Source organism: Aeromonas sp. 604176, assembly GCF_049170755.1.
GTDB classification, from domain to species: Bacteria; Pseudomonadota; Gammaproteobacteria; order Enterobacterales; family Aeromonadaceae; genus Aeromonas; species Aeromonas veronii_A.
Genome location: NZ_JAAKNE010000004.1, coordinates 38,744 through 59,083, shown reverse-complemented (window position 1 = coordinate 59,083; position 20,340 = coordinate 38,744). Strand labels below are relative to the sequence as shown.

The 20,340-nt window shown below is 61.7% G+C and carries 20 protein-coding genes; 7 read left to right on the top strand and 13 right to left on the bottom strand.

Translation table 11 applies throughout. The features are described from left to right. The first annotated feature begins 1 nt into the window (after position 1). The 6 genes from selB to hypA all read left to right on the top strand — a co-directional run bounded on the left by selB (position 2) and on the right by hypA (position 7,122). A complete protein-coding gene (gene selB / locus G5358_RS01465; protein ID WP_421323459.1) occupies positions 2-1,912 on the top strand; it encodes a selenocysteine-specific translation elongation factor in 1,911 nt (636 codons plus the stop codon). After that, on the top strand, positions 1,909-4,347 hold the full coding sequence (hypF, locus tag G5358_RS01460) for a carbamoyltransferase HypF (protein WP_421323458.1): 2,439 nt from the start codon (positions 1,909-1,911) through the stop codon (positions 4,345-4,347). The genes selB and hypF overlap by 4 nt, the downstream gene beginning before the upstream one ends. Positions 4,348-4,352: 5 nt before the next feature. Beyond that, entirely contained in the window at positions 4,353-4,604 is a 252-nt protein-coding gene (locus G5358_RS01455; RefSeq protein ID WP_040065728.1) for a HypC/HybG/HupF family hydrogenase formation chaperone, read from the top strand. Further along, entirely contained in the window at positions 4,598-5,710 is a 1,113-nt protein-coding gene (gene hypD, locus G5358_RS01450; protein WP_421323457.1) for a hydrogenase formation protein HypD, read from the top strand. The genes G5358_RS01455 and hypD overlap by 7 nt, the downstream gene beginning before the upstream one ends. After that, a complete protein-coding gene (gene hypE / locus G5358_RS01445; RefSeq protein WP_421323456.1) occupies positions 5,707-6,711 on the top strand; it encodes a hydrogenase expression/formation protein HypE in 1,005 nt (334 codons plus the stop codon). Before hypD ends, hypE begins: the two co-directional genes overlap by 4 nt. Before the next feature lie 69 nt (positions 6,712-6,780). Continuing rightward, entirely contained in the window at positions 6,781-7,122 is a 342-nt protein-coding gene (gene hypA, locus G5358_RS01440) for a hydrogenase maturation nickel metallochaperone HypA (RefSeq protein ID WP_101316454.1), read from the top strand. Here the strand turns inward: hypA and G5358_RS01435 are convergent. Continuing rightward, on the bottom strand, positions 7,100-7,456 hold the full coding sequence (locus G5358_RS01435) for a hypothetical protein (RefSeq protein ID WP_421323455.1): 357 nt from the start codon (positions 7,454-7,456) through the stop codon (positions 7,100-7,102). The two genes, hypA and G5358_RS01435, sit on opposite strands and share 23 nt — an antisense overlap. On the opposite strand from G5358_RS01435, the gene hypB reads away from it, so the two are divergent. After that, positions 7,343-8,191, top strand: a complete 849-nt coding sequence (gene hypB, locus G5358_RS01430) for a hydrogenase nickel incorporation protein HypB (protein ID WP_421323469.1) — start codon at positions 7,343-7,345, stop codon at positions 8,189-8,191. The genes G5358_RS01435 and hypB overlap by 114 nt on opposite strands. Before the next feature lie 88 nt (positions 8,192-8,279). On the opposite strand, the gene G5358_RS01425 is transcribed toward hypB, so the two are convergent. The 12 genes from G5358_RS01425 to hybO form a co-directional block, all read right to left on the bottom strand. Beyond that, complete coding sequence (locus G5358_RS01425) at positions 8,280-8,411, bottom strand: hypothetical protein (RefSeq protein ID WP_319920652.1); 132 nt, start codon at positions 8,409-8,411, stop codon at positions 8,280-8,282. Positions 8,412-8,468: 57 nt separating this feature from the next. Next, positions 8,469-9,104, bottom strand: coding sequence for an ATP-binding cassette domain-containing protein (locus tag G5358_RS01420; protein WP_421323454.1), 636 nt, complete (start codon positions 9,102-9,104; stop codon positions 8,469-8,471). Continuing rightward, positions 9,104-9,892 (bottom strand): ATP-binding cassette domain-containing protein, encoded by a 789-nt coding sequence (locus G5358_RS01415; protein WP_270905745.1) that lies wholly within the window; start codon positions 9,890-9,892, stop codon positions 9,104-9,106. Before G5358_RS01415 ends, G5358_RS01420 begins: the two co-directional genes overlap by 1 nt. Then, positions 9,886-10,701, bottom strand: a complete 816-nt coding sequence (locus tag G5358_RS01410) for an ABC transporter permease (protein ID WP_421323453.1) — start codon at positions 10,699-10,701, stop codon at positions 9,886-9,888. Before G5358_RS01410 ends, G5358_RS01415 begins: the two co-directional genes overlap by 7 nt. Next, positions 10,691-11,695 (bottom strand): ABC transporter permease, encoded by a 1,005-nt coding sequence (locus G5358_RS01405; protein ID WP_319920649.1) that lies wholly within the window; start codon positions 11,693-11,695, stop codon positions 10,691-10,693. Before G5358_RS01405 ends, G5358_RS01410 begins: the two co-directional genes overlap by 11 nt. Beyond that, positions 11,680-13,290 (bottom strand): ABC transporter substrate-binding protein, encoded by a 1,611-nt coding sequence (locus G5358_RS01400; protein WP_319920648.1) that lies wholly within the window; start codon positions 13,288-13,290, stop codon positions 11,680-11,682. The genes G5358_RS01405 and G5358_RS01400 overlap by 16 nt, the downstream gene beginning before the upstream one ends. 131 nt (positions 13,291-13,421) lie before the next feature. Beyond that, positions 13,422-13,937 (bottom strand): hydrogenase-2 assembly chaperone, encoded by a 516-nt coding sequence (gene hybE / locus G5358_RS01395; protein WP_268011000.1) that lies wholly within the window; start codon positions 13,935-13,937, stop codon positions 13,422-13,424. Then, positions 13,919-14,449 (bottom strand): HyaD/HybD family hydrogenase maturation endopeptidase, encoded by a 531-nt coding sequence (locus G5358_RS01390; RefSeq protein ID WP_268011001.1) that lies wholly within the window; start codon positions 14,447-14,449, stop codon positions 13,919-13,921. Before G5358_RS01390 ends, hybE begins: the two co-directional genes overlap by 19 nt. Then, positions 14,449-16,152 (bottom strand): hydrogenase 2 large subunit, encoded by a 1,704-nt coding sequence (gene hybC, locus G5358_RS01385; protein ID WP_268011003.1) that lies wholly within the window; start codon positions 16,150-16,152, stop codon positions 14,449-14,451. The genes G5358_RS01390 and hybC overlap by 1 nt, the downstream gene beginning before the upstream one ends. Beyond that, complete coding sequence (hybB, locus tag G5358_RS01380; RefSeq protein WP_021230238.1) at positions 16,149-17,336, bottom strand: Ni/Fe-hydrogenase cytochrome b subunit; 1,188 nt, start codon at positions 17,334-17,336, stop codon at positions 16,149-16,151. Before hybB ends, hybC begins: the two co-directional genes overlap by 4 nt. Beyond that, positions 17,329-18,375 carry a hydrogenase 2 operon protein HybA gene (gene hybA, locus G5358_RS01375; protein WP_421323452.1) on the bottom strand — a complete coding sequence of 349 codons (1,047 nt, stop codon included), beginning with the start codon at positions 18,373-18,375 and terminating at the stop codon, positions 17,329-17,331. Before hybA ends, hybB begins: the two co-directional genes overlap by 8 nt. 2 nt (positions 18,376-18,377) lie before the next feature. Continuing rightward, positions 18,378-19,511 (bottom strand): hydrogenase 2 small subunit, encoded by a 1,134-nt coding sequence (gene hybO / locus G5358_RS01370; protein ID WP_047435203.1) that lies wholly within the window; start codon positions 19,509-19,511, stop codon positions 18,378-18,380. Positions 19,512-20,340: the final 829 nt, after the last annotated feature.

Here is a 20,340-nt window from a genome sequence, read left to right as displayed (position 1 = left end):
CATGACCCCCTATCGCGCCGTTATCGGCCTTGCCGGCCACGTGGATCACGGCAAGACCCTGCTGATCAAGGCCCTCACCGGCATCACCACGGCCCGCGCCCATGAGCAGGCCATCGGCATGACTCAGGATCTCGGCTTTGCCCACTTCGACGACGGTCAGGGCAACACCATAGGCGTCATCGACGTGCCCGGCCACGAGCGCTATATCCGCAACATGGTGGCGGGGCTCTGGAGTCTGGATCTTGTGCTGCTGGTGATTGCCGCCGACGAGGGGTGGATGCCGATGACCGGCGATCACCTGCGCCTGCTCAAGGCGATGGGGGTGCCGCGTCTGCTGGTCTGCATCAACAAGTGCGATCTGGTCAGCCCCGACGAGCTTTTGCTGTTGGAAGAGAGCCTGCTGGAGCGGGTGATGGACGAGAGCGGCATGGTGCCCGATATCGTCAGCGTCAGCGCCAAAACCGGCGAGAATATGGCCGCCCTGCACGCCGCCATCGTGCGCCAGCTTGCCGATCTGCCAGCCTCACAAGCGGCTCGCGAACAGGGCGCCCCACGCCGCTCTCGTGAAGAGGCATCACCGCGCCTCTATGTAGACCGGGTCTTTACCGCCAACGGCACCGGCACCGTGCTCACCGGCACATTGCAACAGGGCTGCCTCAAGGTGGGGGACAAGCTGCGCCTCTACCCCGCCGATCGGGAAGTGCAGGTGCGCTCCCTGCAGGCCTATCACCAGAGCGTCGACGAGATCGGCGCCGTCTGCCGGGTGGCGGTGGGCCTGAAAAAAGTGCCCCACAAGGAAGTAGCCCGCGGTCACTGCCTGACCAGCACAACTGGCCAGTGCGAGGCGGCAACCCACCTTATCGTGCAGCTCTGCGAGGTTGGCGGCAGCATTCGGGAGCAGCGCAACCGCGAAGTAGAAGTGGCCCTCGGCAGCTGGCATGGTCGAGCCCGTTTTGTGCCCATCAAGGATACCCGGCTGGCACGGCTGATCTTTGCCAGCCCCATCCCCTGCTTCTTTGGCCAGCCGCTCGCCATCATTCGCCACGGCAGCAGCGAACTGTTGCACGGCGCCCGCATCGTCTGGTGCGGTGACATCCATCCCGCCAGACGCAAGGCGCTGCATGCCCTGCTGAGCGAGCTGCCAGATGAGCTCGAGCACTACAACCCGGCCACCCTGCAGCTGGGGCTCAATGGCTATGTGCTGGCCAGCCGCTTTGACCAGCAGCCCGAGCAGGTCACCCCCCTCGGTGACTGGCTGCTGGATAACTGCTGGCTGGCCAAGAGCCGCGATCAACTGCTGGCCACGCTGAAAAGTGAACCCCTTAGTGCTGTGGAGCTCGCGACCCGCTTTGGCATCTCCCTGCCGGTCACTCAGGCCCTGCTCCAGCAGCTCAAAAGCGAGCAGCTCATTCGCCTGCACCATGACAAGTGGCAGCCGGGCAGCGGCGAGTCGGAAGATGATCTGGGGGAAGAGGCGCAGCTGGTGCTCAAGGTGGTGCGAGATCAAGGCAAGGAGGGTTACGAGCCCGGTAAACTGGGCCCCGGCGGCGTGGAGCTGGATCCCTTTATCACCCGCAAACTGCCCGCGGCCCTGCAGCAGGGCTTGCTGCAAAAAGGCGCGTTGCAAAAGCAGCTGCGCAATCTGGCGCGACTCAAGTATCTGGTGCAGCTCGATGGCCCCATCTACTACGATGCCGCGCTTTACAACCAGATGGTCGCCGCCGTGCTGGCGGGCCAGCAGGTGGGAGATCTGATCGACATGGCATCCCTCAAGGAGATCACCGGCTTGTCGCGTAAATACGCCATTCCGTTCTGCCTGCGCATGGAGATGGATGGCTGGGTGCGGCGTGAGGAGAACGAGCGCCGGGTGCTGCGTTTGCCGCAGACTCAAGATGAGATGGAGCCGGCATGAGCGCCACCATCGCCCCTTCTGGCTCTTCCAATCCTGTGGCCAACCGGCTGCGCCGCGAATTTCATATCGACGGTATCGTACAGGGGGTCGGCTTTCGCCCCTTCGTCTATGGGCTGGCACTGCGCCACGGCCTTGCCGGCTATGTGTTGAACGATGCCAACGGCGTCACCATTGGCGCCGAAGGATCCCCTGAGCAGCTGGCCAGCTTTGCCCGCGAACTGCGGGAACTGGCGCCGCCGCTTAGCCGCATCGATCATTTCAGCGAGCGGGAACTGCCCCTTGCTCATGATCCCGACTTCGATGGCCAATTTCATGGCCAGTTTCGCATTAAAGCGAGCCAGCAGCAGAGCGCGGCCACGGTCGCCATTTCGCCGGATCAGGGGATGTGCGAGGCATGCGCCAACGATGTGGCCAACCCTTCGGATCGCCACCATCGCTACCCCTTTACCAACTGCACCCACTGCGGCCCGCGCTACACCATTATCCGCCGCCTCCCCTACGACCGCCCCCATACCGCCATGGCGGGCTTTGCCATGTGCCCGCGCTGTGCGGCGGCCTATGAAAACCCGCTGGACAGACGCTACCACGCCCAGCCGGTAAGCTGCCCCGAGTGCGGGCCCCACCTCAGCTGGCGCAGCGGCAACGGCGATGCGCTGGCCGAGCGCGAGGATGCCCTGCAGGCCGCAGCAAGCGCCCTGCAAGCGGGAGCTCTGATCGCAGTCAAGGGGATGGGGGGTTATCACCTGATGTGTGATGCCCGCAACGAACAGAGTGTTGCCAGATTACGAATGCTCAAGCGGCGCGCGCGCAAACCGCTGGCGGTGATGATAGGCTCCCTTGCCGAGGCCAAACTGCATGTCACCGGCAGCGAAGACGAGTGGAAGCTGCTCGCCTCTCAGGCCAGACCCATCACCTTGCTGCGCAAGCGAAAAAACGATGATCGACCGTCAGAATCCCAACTGACAACCGCGCCGCTGGCCGAGGGGATCGCCCCCGGCATCCCCTACCTTGGCGCCATGCTCCCCTATACCCCGCTCCATCAGCTGCTGCTAGACGCCTGCGCCATCCCACTGGTGGCCACCAGCGCCAATGGTCGCAGCAGCCCAATCCTTATCGAGTGCGAGGCGGTGGTCAGGGAACTCGGCAGCGAGATTGACGGCATTCTGGATCACAACCGTCCCATCCTGCACCCGTGCGACGACAGTCTGGTGCAGTGGGCAGGCGGGCGACGCCAGACGTTGCGGCTGGCCCGGGGCTATGCCCCCTGCACCCCCAGCTTGCAAGAGGCGGTCAAGGCGCCGCTCTTGGCGGTCGGGGCGCAACAGAAGAACCAGCTGGCGCTCGCCTTCGGCCGCCAGCGCATCTACAGCCCCTATATCGGCGATCTGCACAGCCTGCCGATACAGGAGCACTTCGAGCAGACCCTGGCCACCTTTCGCGATCTCTACGATCTCAACCCCGAACTGCTGGTCTCGGATCGCCACCCGGGCTACCTCAGCCACCAGTGGGCCAAAAGCTATTGCCAGGATCAGGGTGCAACCCATCTCGAGGTGCAGCACCATCACGCCCACCTGCTGGGGGTGATGGCCGAGCACAACATCACGGGCCCGGTGCTGGGTGTTGCCTTCGATGGCACCGGCCTTGGCGATGACGGCACTCTCTGGGGCGGCGAGCTGCTGATCGCAGACGTTCAGGGATTTGAGCGGGTTGCCCACCTTGCCCCCTTCAAGCTGATCGGCGGCGAAGCGGCCATCCGCGAGCCAGTACGTCAGCTGCTGGGGTTGCTGTTTGAATCGCACAGCCCTGAGGAGATCAGTGCCCTCGATATTCCGTTGATCAAGCAACTGCCCCTTAAGCGGATCAGCAACCTGCACCAGCTCTGGCATCTCGGTCGCAACGCCCCCTACACCAGCTCCATCGGTCGGCTGTTCGATGCGGTGGCGGCGCTCTTGGGAGTGATCGACACCCCCGATTACGAGGGCGAGACCGGACTCTTGCTGGAGGCGGCTGCCTTGCAGCTGGCCCCCGATGAACAGCCCTTCCCCCTCGCCTTTGATCTCAGCCAATCAACAGAGGGGCCACTGCATATCGAGTGGGCCAAGCTGCTCAACACCCTTGTCAGCGAGCGGCGTCAAGGCACCTCAACCGCCAGCCTGGCCGCCGGTTTTATCCGCGCCATCAGCGCTCTGGTCATCGCCCTTGCCGAGCGCTTCCCCGGCTATCCGGTGATGCTCGGGGGCGGCGTCTTTCAAAACCGGGTGCTGATGGATCAGCTGGTGCCCGCTCTCGAAGCAGCCGACCGGCAGGTATTGACCAGCGAAACCCTGCCGCTCAATGACGGTGGCATCGCCGCCGGTCAGCTCTGGTTTGCCATCCACCATATTGCCACGCACCAGCCTGCCACAGCCGGTTGTGCCACCTTGTCGGAGTCCTGAAATCCATGTGTCTATCCATCCCCTCTCAGGTGGTGCAACTGCACCCCGAAGATAACTGCGTCACCGTCGACACCCTGGGGGTGCAGCGGCGCGTCAGCTGCATGCTGCTCGAAGAGCCCCTCCAGGTGGGCGACTATGTGCTGCTCCATATCGGCTTTGTGATGAGCAAGATTGACGAAGAGGAGGCGCAGGCCAGCCTCGAGAGCTTCCGCCAGATGGTGGCCCTGATGCCCAAACAGGATATCTTGCCATGCTGACCTTGAATGATCTCTTTCAGGGCTTTCGCCAGCCAGAGGTGATCCACGCCCTCGCCGCCCAAATTAATGAACTGGCAAAAGATCTGCCCGAACCGCTGCGGGTGATGGAGGTGTGTGGCGGCCATACCCACACCATCATGAAGTACGGCCTGCACCAGCTGCTGCCCGCCAGCATCGAGTTTGTCCACGGCCCCGGCTGCCCGGTCTGCATCATGCCCAAAGAGCGCATCGATCAGGCCATCGAGCTCGCCCGCCAGCCCAATGTCATTCTGGTGACGTTGGGGGACATGATCCGGGTGCCGGGCTCCAAAGGCACGCTGGCCCAGCAGCGCGCCAAGGGGAGCGATATCCGTCCGGTCTATGACCCCCTCGACGCCCTGCGTATCGCCAAAGAGAATCCGGAGAAAACCGTGGTCTTCTTCGCCATCGGTTTCGAGACATCCACCCCGATGACTGCGGCGCTCTTGGCTGCCGCGGAAGATCAAGGGATCGAGAACCTGCTGTTTCATATCAACCATGTGCTGGTGCCCCCCGCCATCCACGCAGTGATGGCCGACGGGGTTGCCAAGGTCAACGCCTTTATCGGCCCCTCCCACGTCAGCGTCATCACCGGCGCCGATATCTACCTGCCCATCGTCGATCGCTATCAGGTGCCTGTGGTGGTGAGCGGCTTCGAGCCGGTGGATGTAATGGAGGCCCTGCTGATGATGGTGCGCCAGAAGGTGGAGGGTCGCCACGCGCTCGAGGTGCAGTACAGCCGCGCCGTCACCGCCAGTGGCAATAAAGCCGCCCAGCGGCTGGTCGAACGCTTTTTCGAGACCCGCGAGCACTTTCGCTGGCGAGGTCTGGGGGATATCAACGCCTCCGCCCTGCGCCTGCGGGATGCGTTTGCCAAACGCGATGCGGAGCGTCACTTTGCGCTCGATCAGACCCCCATCGATGACCACAAGGCGTGCCAGTGCGCCGATATCCTGCGCGGCCTGGCCAAACCGAACCAGTGCAAAGTCTTTGGCCGGGGCTGCACCCCGACCCAGCCCATGGGCAGCTGCATGGTCAGCTCCGAAGGGGCCTGCAATGCCTACTACCGATATATGGGGATCCAATGAGAGAAATCCAACTTAGCCACGGCGGCGGCGGCGTGGAGATGAATCAGCTGATCAACCAGCTCTTCTTTCGCCACTTTGGCAACGAGATCCTGCTGCGCGGTGAAGATGCCGCCCTGCTGCCGGTAAACGGCCCCGTTGCCTTCACCACCGACAGCTTTACCGTCTCGCCGCTCTTCTTCGAGGGGGGCGATATCGGCAAGCTGGCCATCGCCGGGACGGTCAACGATCTCGCCATGATGGGGGCCAAGCCCGAGTATCTGAGCTGCAGCTTTATCATCGAGGAGGGGTTCCCCTACGCCGATCTCGCCCGCATCGTCGAGTCGATGGCCGCGGAGCTTGCCAACAGCGGCGCCCGCATCGTCTGTGGCGACACCAAGGTGGTGCCCAAGGGAGCGGCCGACAAGATCTTTATCAACACCAGTGGGGTAGGCACCTTCCCGTTGCCTGAGCAGAGCCGGGGCATCTCGGTACGCAACCTCAAGGCCGGTGACGCCATTCTGGTGTCGCGGGATATCGGCAGCCACGGCGCCTGCATCCTGATGGCCCGCGACGCCCTGCAACTGGGATCTGATCTCAAGAGCGACTGCACCACCCTCTGGCCGCAGGTAGAAGCGCTGCTAAAAGCGGGGATTACCCCTCACGCCCTGCGCGACGCCACCCGCGGTGGCCTTGCCGCCGTGCTCAACGAGTGGAGCAGCGCCTCCCAAGTGGCCATCGAGCTGGAGGAGTCCGCCATTCCGGTGTGCGATCCGGTGCGCGGCCTGTGCGAGCTCTACGGTTTCGAGCCCCATGATCTCGCCAACGAGGGGACCATGGTGCTGGCCCTGCCTGCCGAACAGGCGCAGGACGCACTGGGCATCTTGCGGCAATTCAACCCAGCAGCCAGCCAGATCGGCGTGGTTCAGGCGAGCGATCGCCACAAGGTGATCCTCAACAACCCCTGGGGTAGCCGCCGTTATCTGGAGCTGCCGCAAGGGGAGCTGCTGCCGCGGATCTGTTGAGCGGTCATGCCGTTCCGTCAATTACAGGGAGGAGCCACTGCTCCTCCCCATATCGGTTAAGGAGCCACCATGCACGAAATGTCTCTGGCCATGGCCGCCATCGATCTGGCTGCCGAGCAGGCCACCCAGCGGGGCTTTAACAAGGTGACCGCCCTCTGGCTCGAGGTCGGCAGCTTCTCCTGCGTTGACCCGGACACCATTGCCTTCTGTTTCGAGGCCGCCGCCAAGGGCACAGTCGTCGAAGGGGCCCAACTTCACTTTCAGCATCAGGCGGCAGAGGCCTGGTGTTACGACTGCAACAAGACGGTCACCCTCACCGAGCGCGGGCAGGCCTGTCCCGGGTGCGGCGGATACAAATTACGAGTCGCGCAGGGTGATAGCCTGCGCATCACCGACATCGAGGTAAGTTGATATGTGTAGCGTATGCGGATGCGGCCAGGCGCGGATTGCCGGCCATGAGCACGATCATGAGCATCATCACGAACATGATCATAAGCACGACCATCATCATGCTCATGACACCCATCACCATCATGATCACGAGCAGAGTGCGCCGCGCACCCTGATCATTCACCACCACTATCACCATCAGGGAGATGTCCATCACCACTACCACGGGGTGCGGGCTCCCATAAGCCATGAGGGGCATGATCACCCCCATGAGCACCACCATGATCACCCCCACGACCATCATCATGATCATGCCCACTCTCATGACCACGGCCATTCCCACGCGCATCCCCATGATCACAGCCATGACCATGACCATGACCACCAGCAGGGTGATCTGCACTACGGCAAAGGGGAAGCGGGATTGTCGGTGCCCGGCATGGGACAGCGCCAGCTGATCGCCATCGAGATGGATGTGCTGGCCAAGAACAACGCGCTGGCAGCCCACAACCGCGAGCACTTCGACGAGGCGGCCCAGCTGGTGCTCAATCTCGTCTCTAGTCCGGGTTCAGGCAAGACCACTTTGCTGTGCGAAACCCTGCGCCAGCTGGCCGACAAGCGCCCCTGCGCGGTAATCGAAGGGGATCAGCAAACCAGTGCCGATGCGGAACGCATTCGTGCCACCGGCGTCCCTGCCGTGCAGATCAACACCGGCAAGGGCTGCCATCTGGACGCCAAAATGGTTCACGATGCCTGCCACCAGCTGCCCGCCAATGAAGGGGGCATCCTCTTTATCGAGAACGTGGGCAATCTGGTCTGCCCCGCCAGCTTCGATCTCGGCGAGAAGTACAAGGTGGCGATCCTCTCCGTCACCGAGGGGGAAGAGAAGCCCCTCAAGTACCCGGACATGTTCGCCGCCGCCCAGCTGATGGTGATCAACAAGATCGATCTGCTGCCCTACGTCAGCTTTGACGTGGCCCGCTGCATCGAGAACGCCAAACGGGTCAACCCCTATATTCAGGTGATCCAGGTCAGCGCCACCACAGGCGAAGGGATGGATGCCTGGCTCAACTGGCTGGCCACAGCCTGAACCGGTTAAACTCCGCTGATAACGGTAGAAAGCAAGAGAGGGAGGCTGATGCCTCCCTCTCTTTTATCTGTAGACCTTGTCGGTCGTGCTATCTGTTCGGAGTAGCCAGCGTCCCCTCACCCTGGCCCTCTCCCCAGGGAGAGGGAACCAAAGAGTCGACACCGATCATGCCCTGCCAGTATTCAGATTCGCCGAGGTAAATCTTACTAGTGAAGCGCATATTTGCTCCCTTCTCCCCCTGCGGGAGAAGGGCTGGGGATGAGGGGGAAGCCAATCCTCAGGCCACGCTACGGGCCATCGCCTCCTGCTCCGGCTCACCAAAGCGCAGCACCCGATGGCAGATCTGGCGCAACAGCGCCTGCTGGTGACTGAAGACAAGCATGCCAAGCCCGCGCTGTTCGCACTCCATCATCAACTCCTGCCAGAGCTGGCGCTGGATTTGCGGATCCAGCTGGGCGGTCACCTCATCGGCAATCAGCAGACGGGTGCGTGGATCGAGGGCGCGCAGCAGCGCGATTCGGGCCAGCTCGCCACCGGAGAGCTGGCCGGGTTTACGACCGAGCCATTCAGGCTTGACCATAAAGCGGGCCAGCATGGCCTCATCGGGGCGCCATACATCCCACAACGCCTGCCCGGTGGTGCGATAGGGATTGAAAGTGAGTTCCGGGTGCTGGGGCACCAGCTGGATGGGGTTATAACCTTTTACCTGTTCAGGCACCGGCTGCCCATCCAGCAGGATCTGCCCGCCGGCCCCAACCGGTTGCCAACCGGCCAATACCCGCCCCAGCGTGGTCTTGCCATGGCCACTCGGCGCAGAGATGCCGAGCCGTTCGCCCGCTTTCACCATCAGCGATAACCCCTGCCAGAGGGGACGTTCCCCCTGGGCGATAGTGAGATTTCGTACTTCCAACATCAGTAAACCTCCGGCACAGAGAAGAGCGCATTGAACTCGGGCAGCGCCTGCCAGTGGGCGCGGAGCATCTCGCTCCCCTGCCCCTGGCGCAGATGGTGGCTGCTCAAGGTGTCGCTCACCTGCCCCTGATGCAGCGCCACGATGCGATCGGCAAAGCGGGCCGCCAGCGCCAAATCGTGGGTCACCCAGAGGATGCCGCTGCCCTGATTGGCCAATTCACGCAACTGGCCGAGCAGCTGGCAGGCCAACCCCTCATCGAGCCAGGCGGTGATCTCGTCCGCCAGAATGTAGCGGGCACCGCCGAGCGCCGCAGTGCAGGCCAGAATGCGCTTGGCCATGCCGCCGGAGAGCTGGCGCGGGAATCTGTCCAGGGTGGTCGCGGGCAGCTGGTAGCGCAGCAGTTGCTCGCCGAGCCGCTCGCGAGAACCGCTCTGGCCGCAGAGACGTGCCGCCCGTCCCAGCTGGCGCTCCACCGTCAGCAATGGATTGAGGGCGCTTACTCCCTGTGGCACATAGCAGAGGGTGTGACCGCGCAGACGGGCGCGGCTGGCATCGCACAGAGGTGTGCCATCGAGGGAGATGCTGCCGCGCATCCTCAGGTTGTCCGGCAGCAGGGTCAGGGCGCTTTGCAACAGCAGGCTCTTGCCCTCGCCGCTCCCCCCCACCAGCGCCACTATCTCCCCCGGCGCCAGTTGCAGGCTGATATCGGTCAGCAATGGCTGCCAACTGCGCCGCCCCAGCCAGGAGTAGTGGGCTGCCTCTATGGTCACCTGATCAAAACTCAGCATGGTTCACTCCTGTGCCACAGCAGCTGTTGCAAGGCGCGGGTAGCCTGATCAAACAGCAGAACCAGCAGCAGCAACATCAGCCCCGGGAAGAGCGCCAGCCACCAGCCGCCACCGGCCAGATAACGCAACGCATCGGCCAGCAGCAGACCCAGCGAGGCCTCATGGGCCGCCAGCCCAAAGCCGAGAAAGCTCAAGGCCGCGCTGTGCAGCACCGCATGGGGAAACATCAGCAGGGTGCCGATAAACCACTGGGGCAGCAGCCCCGGCAGCAGGTGGGTGCGCCAGCGACGCAGCGCTCCCATCCCCTGACAGCGGGCCAGCACCACATAGTCGCTGCAGGCGATCCGCCGCGCTTCTGCGCAAAGGATCAGCGCCAACTTGGGCCAGTGGGTGAGCGCCACCGCCAGGATCACCCCGCGCATACCGCCCCCCACGGTAAAGCAGATAAGGATCAAGAGCAGCATATGGGGCAGCGCCAGCATGGCGTCGATCACCATTCGCACCGCCGCATCACATCTGGGGTGAATGAGCGACACGCTTGCCGCCACCATGGCCAGCAGGCCACTGCACAGCGCCGTGCTGATCCCCAACTCCAGACTGGTGAGGGTGCCCTGAAAGGCCCGCAACCAGAGATCCCGCCCCATCTGATCGGTGCCAAACCAGTGCACCAACGAGGGGGGCTGCTGGCGCGCCAGCAGATCCATCGGCACATCCTGATGAGAGAGGCTCCAGCCGTAAGTGGCCAACAGCGCCAATCCGAGCAGGGCAAAAACCAGCCGCAGTATGGAGGGAAGCGGATTAAACAGCATGCTCGCCCTCCCAACCCCGATTGATACGGGCCAGCAGCAAATTGGCCACCGTATTGCCAATAAAGACCAGCAGGGTGCAGAAGAGCACGATTCCCATCAGCAAGGGGATATCCCCCCGCAGCCCCGCATCCACGGTGGCCTGGCCGAGCCCCGGGTAGGAGAAGACCTTCTCGGCCAAGAGCGAGCCGCCAATCAGCTCGCCAAGGGAGGCAAACTGCAGGCAAAGCGCCGGGGTCAGGGCATGGCGCAGCACATGAAAACGCAGCATGGGCCAACCGCCATCCCCCTGAGCGCGGGCGTAGCGGATAAAGTCGCTATCCAGTACCTCGGCCACCCGCCCCCGGGTGTGCAGCGCGATATTGCCCACCCCTAGCAGCGCCAGGGTGGTGACCGGCAGCAACAGATGGCGTGCTCGCATAGCCCAATCAGCCTCATCTGCGGAGAGGCCCGGCGTCCAGGCGCAGCAGACCGGCAGTAGCGGCCAGTGCACCGCAAACAGGGCGAGCAGCAACAGGCCGACCCAGAAGGTGGGCAAGGAGGCGAGTAGGTAGGCAAAACGGCAAATAAGGCGATCGGGCCAGCGATTGAGATAGCGACCGGCGCAGAGGCCCAGCAAAATCCCGAAACAGCCGGAGAGCAGCCAGGCGCCCGCCAGCAGCAGGAAAGAGGCAGCAAAGCGCTGGCCTATGACTTCACCCACAGGCGCGTTGTAGAGCATGGAGTAGCCGAGATCCCCCTGCAGCACCTGGCTAAACCAGTGCCAGTAGCGCAGCCAGAGCGGCTGATCCAGCCCCCAGCGAGCGGCGATGCGGGCGTACTGCTCCGGCGGCACATGGAGCAGATCGTTGCCGATATAGGCTTTGATGGGATCGATAGGGGAGTAGCTGAGCAACACAAAGGTGGCGACCGACACCAAGCATAAAAGCCCTGCCAGACGCAGCAGGGCTTTCACCGTGACGCTCATCATAGTGGACGAACTTAGCGGCACGTCCACCGCCAATCCTGCAGGTTGTTGAGGAGTGACCAGCTACCGTGGATTTCCGGCGCCCCCTTGCCAAGATCGATGCAACGGTTGGCGAGATAGGTGTGCTGCACATTGAGCAGCCAGGCCCAGGCGGCATCTCCCTGCACTCCGGCGCCCGTTTTGCCATCCCACTCCACCTGCTGCCAGAACGGCACGGCCGCCTGCCAGTTCGGGGCATCCAGCGCCTGCTTGAGGTGGCCATCCACCACAGGGTTGCTGTAGTAGCCCGGGTTGTAGAACTCCACGCCACCGGAGCCGCTCTGGTAGTGGTGATAGAGCTCCATGGGATCCAGACTCCCCCACCCCATCAGCACCGGGTTGGCGTGCATCTCCCGCTCCACCTGCTCCCAGCTGCCGGACTTGAGGCTCACCTCAAGGCCGATGGGTTTGAGCATGGCCCGCACCGCTTCCGCCAAATCCCGGCGGGTGCTGTCGCCACTGGTGTACCAGAGGGTAAAGGCGGCGCGCAGATTGCCCTTGTGGCGAATGCCGTCACTGCCCATCTTCCAACCCGCCTCGTCGAGAAGGGCATTGGCGTGGGCGACATCCCCATCCTTGAAGGCGGTGGCTTTGTTCAGCCAGGGCAAGCCTTCCACCGCGCTGTAGGCGGGGATGGCGTGCCCTTCCAGTAGCTGATCGGCCAGTAGCTTGCGGTCGATGGCGTAGTTGATGGCGCGGCGCACCGCCACGTCCGAGGTCACGTCGTTGCCGACGGGATAACCCTTGGCATCCTTGCCGCCCGCAGGCGGAATGGGGAAGACGATACCGCGGTTCTCCACACTCGGGCGCACCCAGAGCTTGAGGGAAGCAGGCACGGTGGGCGCCAGTGACGGGGCGATGCGCACCACATCAAGCTGGCTGCTCTGGGCCGCGGCATAGGCGCTCTCTTCATCGATAAAGACAAAGACCAGCCGTTTGAAGTCATTGTTGCCACCGGCGTAATAGGGGTTCGCCTCTACCACCAGTTGCTGACCGGGCAGGAAGCTCACCAACCGGTAAGGGCCTGCACCGACCGGTTTTTGGGCATATGCTTTTGCGTCGTAATCCTGCTTCGACACTATCCCCAAGGATCCTAGCACGTTGACGAAGGTGCTCTGGGGGGCGCTAAGAGTGATGGCCACCTCGGTGGGCGAGAGCACCTTGGCCGAGACAAAGTTGCCCATGTCGATCTTGCCGCCACCCTTGGCGGCGCTGTTGTAGGTAAAGGCCACATCCTCGGCGGTGAGCGGCGCGCCGTTGGAGAATTTCAGGTCAGGCCTGAGGGTAATGAGCCACCCCTTGCCATCCTTGTTCGGGGTCACAGCCTGGGTAAGCACATTCTGCCAGCTGAGATCGGCGTTCTGCTTGAGCAACGGGCTATGCAGCAGCAGGTAGCTGCCGTGGCTCCAGCCGAGCAGCGGGTCAAACCCTTCGGTGGGTTCGGCTCCGATGGCGAGCTTGAGCTCGGCAGGCACAGATTGGGCGGCGGCCAGCGCCGCGTGAGAGGCAGAGCCCAGCAGCAGAGTCAACAGGGCGGTAGCGCCGGATCTGGCGTAATGGCGAAGGGAATTGCGTGGAACAGTCATGGGGATCCTTCTTGTTTTGTACCACTCACGGATCATCACTCAAAAAAGAGGTGGAATGCGTGTCTGAACATGGGAGTGAGGGGCCAAAATGGCCCCCTATTCTAAACTTGATTTCGCGTGAAACCTAGCGACTATGCCGGTTGACCGCGCCGGGCACCGAATAGCCGTCTGCGACCCAGATCCACACCGCCAGCCCCTTGCTGCACCGGCAAGGAGAGCAGCATCTTGAGGGTGCTGCTCACCAGCGCTCGCCCCTCCCCGGCCCCGAGATGGGGATCGAGCGGCGACATCAGGGAGCAGGACAACAGCTGACCACTTTCGGGCAATTCACCCACCATAAAGGTCATGTTGCCGCAGGGGAGCTGCAGGGCGAGCCGATCGCTGTTGCTGCGCACCGGCCAAAGCTGATCCGGCCCCGGCAACACCACCACGCTCAGCATCCAGGGGGTGAGCACACAGCCGAGCCACTGACCTTCAAACAACGTGCACTCCGCCACAATGGGCATGGTGGCGTGATAGAAAGGCAACGCCTGCATCTCTTCACGAGCGATCCGCTCGAACTGGGCTACCAGCAGAGGCGCGGGATTGCTGGCAAAACCGGCAAACTCCTGCGCAGCATCAAGCTCGCTTAAATGAGACTGCGCCATAGGCCCTCCTGCTCTTGTTCAGCTTTCTCCTGCTCAGAGAGCGCAATGGCGGGCGCACCAACGGCAGCCAGCAGGGTCAAAATCCGATCCGTCGCCTCACCCATGGCAGCCGCCACCACAGGGGTGAGGCCGATGCGGGGCTCGAGGGATTCGGGCTCGACCCCGATCAGGGTGAGCCGCTTGGGCGACTCCCCCGTCATGTGCAGCGCCGAGAGCACGTCCGCCAGCCCCAGTTGGTGCGGGGAGATCTTGCGGCCAAACAGGGTCGGGATCTCCTCATTCTTCAGGGTCACCACTGTGCCCGGCGGGTTACCACTGCGCACCGCATCCACCAGAATGATGTGATCGCGACTGGCCATCGCTTCGAGCAGCTCCATGCCGGCGGTACCACCGTCGAGCAGCTCGATGCCGGGGGCGAAACGGTATTCGCGCCCCAGCCCCTCAACGATGCGCACGCCGACGGCCTCGTCACTCAAGAGCAGGTTGCCCACGCCAAGGATCAGGGTGTTCATCACAGCACCTTCACCTGAGTCGTTTCACCATTTTGGGTATCCACCACATGCACTGCGCAGGACATGCAGGGGTCGAACGAGTGAACGGTGCGCACCACTTCCAGCGGCTTGGCCGGATCGGCTACGGGGGTGCCCACCAGAGATTGCTCGTAGGGGCCGGGTTCATCGTTGAAGTTGCGCGGGCCCGAGTTCCAGGTCGATGGTACCACCGCCTGATAGTTCTCGATCTTGCCGCCCTTGATGACGATCCAGTGGGAGAGCATGCCGCGCGGGGCCTCTTCAAAGCCCACGCCACGAAACTCCTTGTCCGCCGGGATCTCCGCCTTGATGTAGGCGGTGGTGTCCCCCTTGCCGATGTTGTCCACCAGCGCCTTCCACTGATGTGACAGGGTATCTTTGAGCACGCAGCAGCGCACTGCACGACCGATGATGCGGCCCATGGTGGAGTGCAGCTGTTCGGTCTTGATGGCGGAACCGGTGAGCGCCTTGTAGATACCGTTCAGCTGATCGAAATGCGCTACCGTCTCCGGGTGTTTGGCGGCCAGCTTGACCAAGAGGTCTGCGAGCGGCCCCACCTCCACCACCTTGCCGTAGAAGGTGGGGGATTTGACCCAGGAGTATTTGCCATCATCCTGCCAGCCGGTGTAATCGGGCTCGGTCTTGCCCTCCCACGGCTTGAGGGGGGCGTCATCCTTGTACCAGGCGTGCTTGTTGCTCTCGGCGATGCCCTCCATCAGCCAGCCATCCTGATGACTCTCGATGGGGCGATAACCCGCCAGATTGCCATTCTCGATATAGCCGCCCGGCATCAGGAAGCTGCCACCGTTGGCGTCGGTGGGGAGCTCCGGCACGCTCAGGTAGTGCTTGGCCCCCAGCCCCAGACTCAGCCACTCGGGGTAGTGCGCGGCTATGATGGCGGCATCCACCTTGTAGACCTGCTCGATAAACTCGCCGAGCCGGTCGATAAAGCTCTTCACATAGAGCAAGCGCTCCAGGTTGAGCACGCTCGGTGCATCCAGATTGATGGGGTTGGCCACGCCGCCCACCGCCAGATTCTGGATGTGCGGGCTCTTGCCACCGAGGATGGCGACAATGCGGTTGGCATCGCGCTGGCACTCCAGCGCCTGCAGGTAGTGGGCCACGGCGATGAGGTTTACCTCCGGGCTCAGCTTCATCTCCTTGTGACCCCAGTAACCGTTGGCAAAGATGCCGAGCTGGCCGCTCGCCACCAGCGCGCGGATCTTCTCCTGCACCTTGGTCAGTTCATCGGCACTGTTGAGGGACCAGGTCGATACCCCCTTGAGCATGTCCGCCGCTTTTTGCGGATTGGCCTCAAGGGCCGCGGTGATGTCCACCCAGTCCAGCGCGGAGAGCTGGTAGAAGTGGACGATGTGATCGTGGATGTTGTGGGCCGCGATGATGAGGTTGCGGATAAACTGGGCGTTGACCGGCACCTTGGCACCGATGGCGTCCTCCACCGCCCGCACCGAAGCGATGGCGTGAATGGAGGTACATACCCCGCAGATACGCTGCACTATCATCCAGGCATCGCGCGGGTCGTTGCCCTTGACGATCTCCTCCATCCCGCGCCACATGGTGCCGGACGACCAGGCTTTGGTCACTTTTCCGCCTTCGATTTCGCAGTCGATACGCAGGTGCCCCTCAATGCGGGTGATGGGGTCTATGGTGATACGTTGGCTCATACGTTGGCTTTCCCTCGGGCCTGATAATCTTGGTGAACACGTTCAAGTGATGGCAGTACCGGCAGCAGCCGGATCAACAGCAAATAGGCACACACCTCGATGGCAACAAAGCCCAGAGAGATCAGCACCTCCTCCGCGGAGGGGAAGTAGTGGTAGCCATTGCCGGGGTTGAAGGCGAGCAAGGAGTAATCCAGTCGCCAGAGGGCGGCGCCCAGCAGCATGCTGAGGGCCCCCAGGAACAACATGCGCGAATCCCGGCGGCTCTTGTCCCAGTGGAACACCAGCAGCGGGAAGATCATCAGCGCAATCTCGCTCCAGAACATGATGGAGAAGCGATTGAACTCGGAGAGATACTCCGACTTGTCGTGGATGACGATCTCGGCAAAGCGCAGCGCCACAAACAGGATCAGGAAGATGTCGATCACCTGGGTCAGCTTGTAGAAAAGCGACTTCTCGTTGGGGCCCCGCCCCGCCAGTCCCGCCTGCACCAAAGAGCCCTCAAATACCACGATGGAGAAGCCCATGATAAATGCGGTCAGTAGCGAAAAGACCGGCAGCAACTCGTAGCTTTGCCAGAGCGGATGGATCTTCTCCCCCGCCACTATCATCAACGAGCCCATGGAGGATTGGTGCATGGTGGGCAGCAGAGCCCCCAGCGCCAGCACGAAGAACATGATCTTGTTGAGGCGAATGAGTGACGCCTTCCAGCCGAACTTCTCCAGCAGCACGGGCGCAAACTCCAGCGCCATCACCCCGATATAGATGGTCATGCAGACCGCCGTCTCGAACAGCACCGAGGAGGTGTTGAAATGACCGGGCAGGTAGAAGTACGGCAGGTTCCAGTAACGCCCCACGTCGATGGTGATGGAGAGACCTCCGAGCGAGTAGCCAAACAGGCTCGCCAACAGAGCCGGTCGCACCAGCGGGTGATACTCGCCCCGGTTGAACACATAGACAGCCCAGGCCAGTGCCCAGCCGCCGCAGGCGAAACCGGTACCGATCAGCAGATCGAACGAGATCCAGAGTCCCCAGGGATAACCGCCATTCAGATCGGTGACCGAGCCCAGCCCGAATACGAGGCGTTTTAAAATCAACATGCCGCACAGCACGGCAAAGGGGGCCAGCACCAGCACAGGCCAGCTGACCAGCTTGCCGCCGAGGGGATACGCCTTGTGATTACTCATGATCCTTGCCTCCCTTTGTGGTGCCCTGATCCTTGATCTGCGTACTCCCCTGATCATGGCCATCATCATGATGGTGATCGTGACCATTCTTGGTGTTGCGGCGAATGAGCACCGAAAGGCCAGTCAGCACCAGCATGGGCAGCACCATCCCCTTGTAGAGGGTGTGCTGGATATGCTCGGAGCGGGCACCGGAGGAGAGCTCCGGCAGATCGGGCATGTCGAGCTTGGTATAGGGCACCCCGGCCAGCACCAGCACCTGGGTGCCGCCCCCCTCTTTCTCGCCATAGACGTAAGGCTGGTAGTTGGGCACCTCGTGCAGGTAAGGGTCGTTGGCAGAGAGGGTCTGGCGCGGATAGGCGTACTCACTGCCCGGAGTCGCCAGCAGACGACGCTTGGCCTCGGCCATCAGCTCCTCGCGGGTGCCAAAGATGACGGCGCCGGTGGGGCACACCTCGACGCAGCCGGGCAACTTGCCCTGATCGATCCGCTCAAGCCCCTTCTGGTTGCAGAGCTCGCACTTGTGGATCGCCCCCAGCGGGTTGTCATAGTCATATTTGGGCACATCGAACGGGCAACCCACCATGCAGTAGCGACAGCCGGTGCAGACGCTCGGGTCGTAGTGAACGATGCCTGTCTTGGGATCTTTTTTAAGAGCCTGCACCGGACAGACAGAGACGCAGTTGGGATCGACACAGTGCATGCACTGCTTCTTGATGTAGGCATAGCCATCCACCAGCTGATCCTTGTGCTCGCCAGTGCCGCTCTTCCACACCTGAATGATGTTGTTGGTGTAGGGGGTCAGCTTGTCGTTGTTGGACCAGGTTTGCGCCCCGGCTGGATTGGCCGGATTGCCGTTAAGGCGCTGACACTCCGCCACACAGGCCTGACAGCCGACGCAAAGGGTGGAGTCATACAACATACCGAGCGCGCCGGGAATGGGCGGCTTGTTCTTGGCCGCCGCCAGTGCGGTGCCGGGTACGGCTGTGCCCGCCGCCAGTGCACCGACGGAGGCAAATTTGAGGAAGTTGCGTCTGTTCACGGTTACTCCTCCCGTGATGGGTGCTGCCCGGCTTCGTGGCGCTTCTGCTGGCGACCGAGTTCACGCACCGTCATCAGACTCACCCCCACCAGCACCCCGAGGGCGCCACCGATCAGGCCAGTCGCGGTGGGCGAGGTATAGCCCCCCTCCTGAATTTTCACATCGGGTTTATCCACCCGCGGGGTCGGGTTCTCGACCTTGGCGAGCTGGAAGATCCCCTTGCTAAAACCGACCCCCTGCTCGTTGCAGCCATAACAGGGGTGACCGATGCCGACCGGCCAGATGCCGCCGCCCACATCGCAGAACTCCAGGGTCGAGCAGTTGCCGTAGGTCTCCGGCCCCTTGCAGCCCAGATGGTAGAGACACCAGCCCTGCCGGTGGCCCTCATCGCCAAACTCCTTGGCAAAACGCCCTGCATCGAAGTGCGGACGGCGCTCGCAGTTCTCGTGGATCAGCCGCTCATAGGCAAACAGCGGACGCTTCTTGCTATCCAGCGCCGGCAGCTTGCCGTAGGTGATGTAGTAGGCAACCGTGGTGAGGAAGTTGTGGGGATTGGGCGGGCAGCCCGGGATATTAATGATGGGGGTGCCGATATTGCCGAGGGCTTCTTCGAGACTGACAGCACCGGTCGGGTTGCCGCCGCTAGCAGGCACACCGCCCCAGGCGGCGCAGGAGCCGATGGCGATGACGGCAGCGGCATCACTGGCGGCACGGCGAATATGGTCGACGATAGGCTCACCGGCCACCATGCAGTAGACACCACCATCTTTGAGCGGAATGGAGCCATCCACCACCAGCACATACTTGCCTTTATAGCGCTTGATGGCGTTGTGCTTGTTCTCTTCCGCCTGATGACCAAAGGCCGCCGAGAGCACCTCGTGGTACTCCAACGAAATGGTGTTGAGGATCAGGTTCTCGATGGTGGGGTGAGTGGCGCGCAGCAGCGATTCGGTACAACCGGTGCACTCCTGCGCCCCAATCCAGATCACCGGCGGCCGCTCGGGGCTGGTGAGCGCGGTGGCCATCTTGGCGACGGCATGCTGACTTAATCCCAAGGTTGCGGCCATCCCGGCACACAATTTCATAAAATCACGGCGATTAATCCCATGAGCCGATAAAAAATTATCCTCGACCATTCTAGTTATTCCCGTAGTGAGCACTTGTTTGGTAAATGCTTAATAGGAGAAATGCTAAGGACTCACCCACATCACAGTATTGATCTCTATCAACTTCGACCGGCTTCCCCCTATTTACATAGCGAGCCACATCACAAACAGAATTAATTACCCCCAAAGAGATATTTGGCAGGGAAATAAATTTTATGAACTTAATTGGACAGCAAATAATTAATCACCGGACCAAATACCCTTTTGTTCCCAGTTAAATTAACATGCGGAATGACTGTGCCATGCCGCTTACTTCACAGTATTGACACCCGACAATAAATGTTCAATCAAATATACCTTTACTCACTGAATTGCATATTTTACTGGCTTTATATCTGACTCAGCACGGTTTGCAACACCAAATCATGGCAGGAACAAGAGACCCGCTCAGCCCTTGCTGCCAGGGCCTTCATGGCAGAATTTCCCGTAAATTCGCGCAGATGGACTCTGCCGGAAAGCACTAGCGGCAGCGCCCCTGGTTGCATCCCCGTCTGTTGAACCTGAGCAGTAAGAAGATGCAGATGATGTATTCATATCGGAGGGTATCCAGATATGCTTTATCATCCGATGTCGAGACGAGTAAAATATCGCGACGGTGGATATGTTTACGCATCATCATGAATTCACATTCAATTTTACGGTAAGATAAACAGTTCATCAGCAGACCATCTGCAACAAAGTGATAATATTTAATTGGCGGCGAACTCGTTTATCAGGTTACAGATGTTACCGCTCACACTCATACTATTTACCTTAACGTCACCTTGACTAATTAACCAAAGCGTAAATATCCCTCTTC

Excerpts from the sequence above, each read along its gene's own strand:
- selB (WP_421323459.1), top strand. The coding sequence starts at position 2 with ATGACCCCCTATCGCGCCGTTATCGGCCTTGCCGGCCACGTGGATCAC.
- hypF (WP_421323458.1), top strand. The coding sequence starts at position 1,909 with ATGAGCGCCACCATCGCCCCTTCTGGCTCTTCCAATCCTGTGGCCAAC.
- G5358_RS01455 (WP_040065728.1), top strand. The coding sequence starts at position 4,353 with ATGTGTCTATCCATCCCCTCTCAGGTGGTGCAACTGCACCCCGAAGAT.
- hypD (WP_421323457.1), top strand. The coding sequence starts at position 4,598 with ATGCTGACCTTGAATGATCTCTTTCAGGGCTTTCGCCAGCCAGAGGTG.
- hypE (WP_421323456.1), top strand. The coding sequence starts at position 5,707 with ATGAGAGAAATCCAACTTAGCCACGGCGGCGGCGGCGTGGAGATGAAT.
- hypA (WP_101316454.1), top strand. The coding sequence starts at position 6,781 with ATGCACGAAATGTCTCTGGCCATGGCCGCCATCGATCTGGCTGCCGAG.
- G5358_RS01435 (WP_421323455.1), bottom strand. The coding sequence starts at position 7,456 with ATGGGGATGCGCGTGGGAATGGCCGTGGTCATGAGAGTGGGCATGATC.
- G5358_RS01425 (WP_319920652.1), bottom strand. The coding sequence starts at position 8,411 with ATGCGCTTCACTAGTAAGATTTACCTCGGCGAATCTGAATACTGGCAG.
- G5358_RS01420 (WP_421323454.1), bottom strand. The coding sequence starts at position 9,104 with ATGTTGGAAGTACGAAATCTCACTATCGCCCAGGGGGAACGTCCCCTC.
- G5358_RS01415 (WP_270905745.1), bottom strand. The coding sequence starts at position 9,892 with ATGCTGAGTTTTGATCAGGTGACCATAGAGGCAGCCCACTACTCCTGG.
- G5358_RS01410 (WP_421323453.1), bottom strand. The coding sequence starts at position 10,701 with ATGCTGTTTAATCCGCTTCCCTCCATACTGCGGCTGGTTTTTGCCCTG.
- G5358_RS01400 (WP_319920648.1), bottom strand. The coding sequence starts at position 13,290 with ATGACTGTTCCACGCAATTCCCTTCGCCATTACGCCAGATCCGGCGCT.
- hybE (WP_268011000.1), bottom strand. The coding sequence starts at position 13,937 with ATGGCGCAGTCTCATTTAAGCGAGCTTGATGCTGCGCAGGAGTTTGCC.
- G5358_RS01390 (WP_268011001.1), bottom strand. The coding sequence starts at position 14,449 with ATGAACACCCTGATCCTTGGCGTGGGCAACCTGCTCTTGAGTGACGAG.
- hybC (WP_268011003.1), bottom strand. The coding sequence starts at position 16,152 with ATGAGCCAACGTATCACCATAGACCCCATCACCCGCATTGAGGGGCAC.
- hybB (WP_021230238.1), bottom strand. The coding sequence starts at position 17,336 with ATGAGTAATCACAAGGCGTATCCCCTCGGCGGCAAGCTGGTCAGCTGG.
- hybO (WP_047435203.1), bottom strand. The coding sequence starts at position 19,511 with ATGGTCGAGGATAATTTTTTATCGGCTCATGGGATTAATCGCCGTGAT.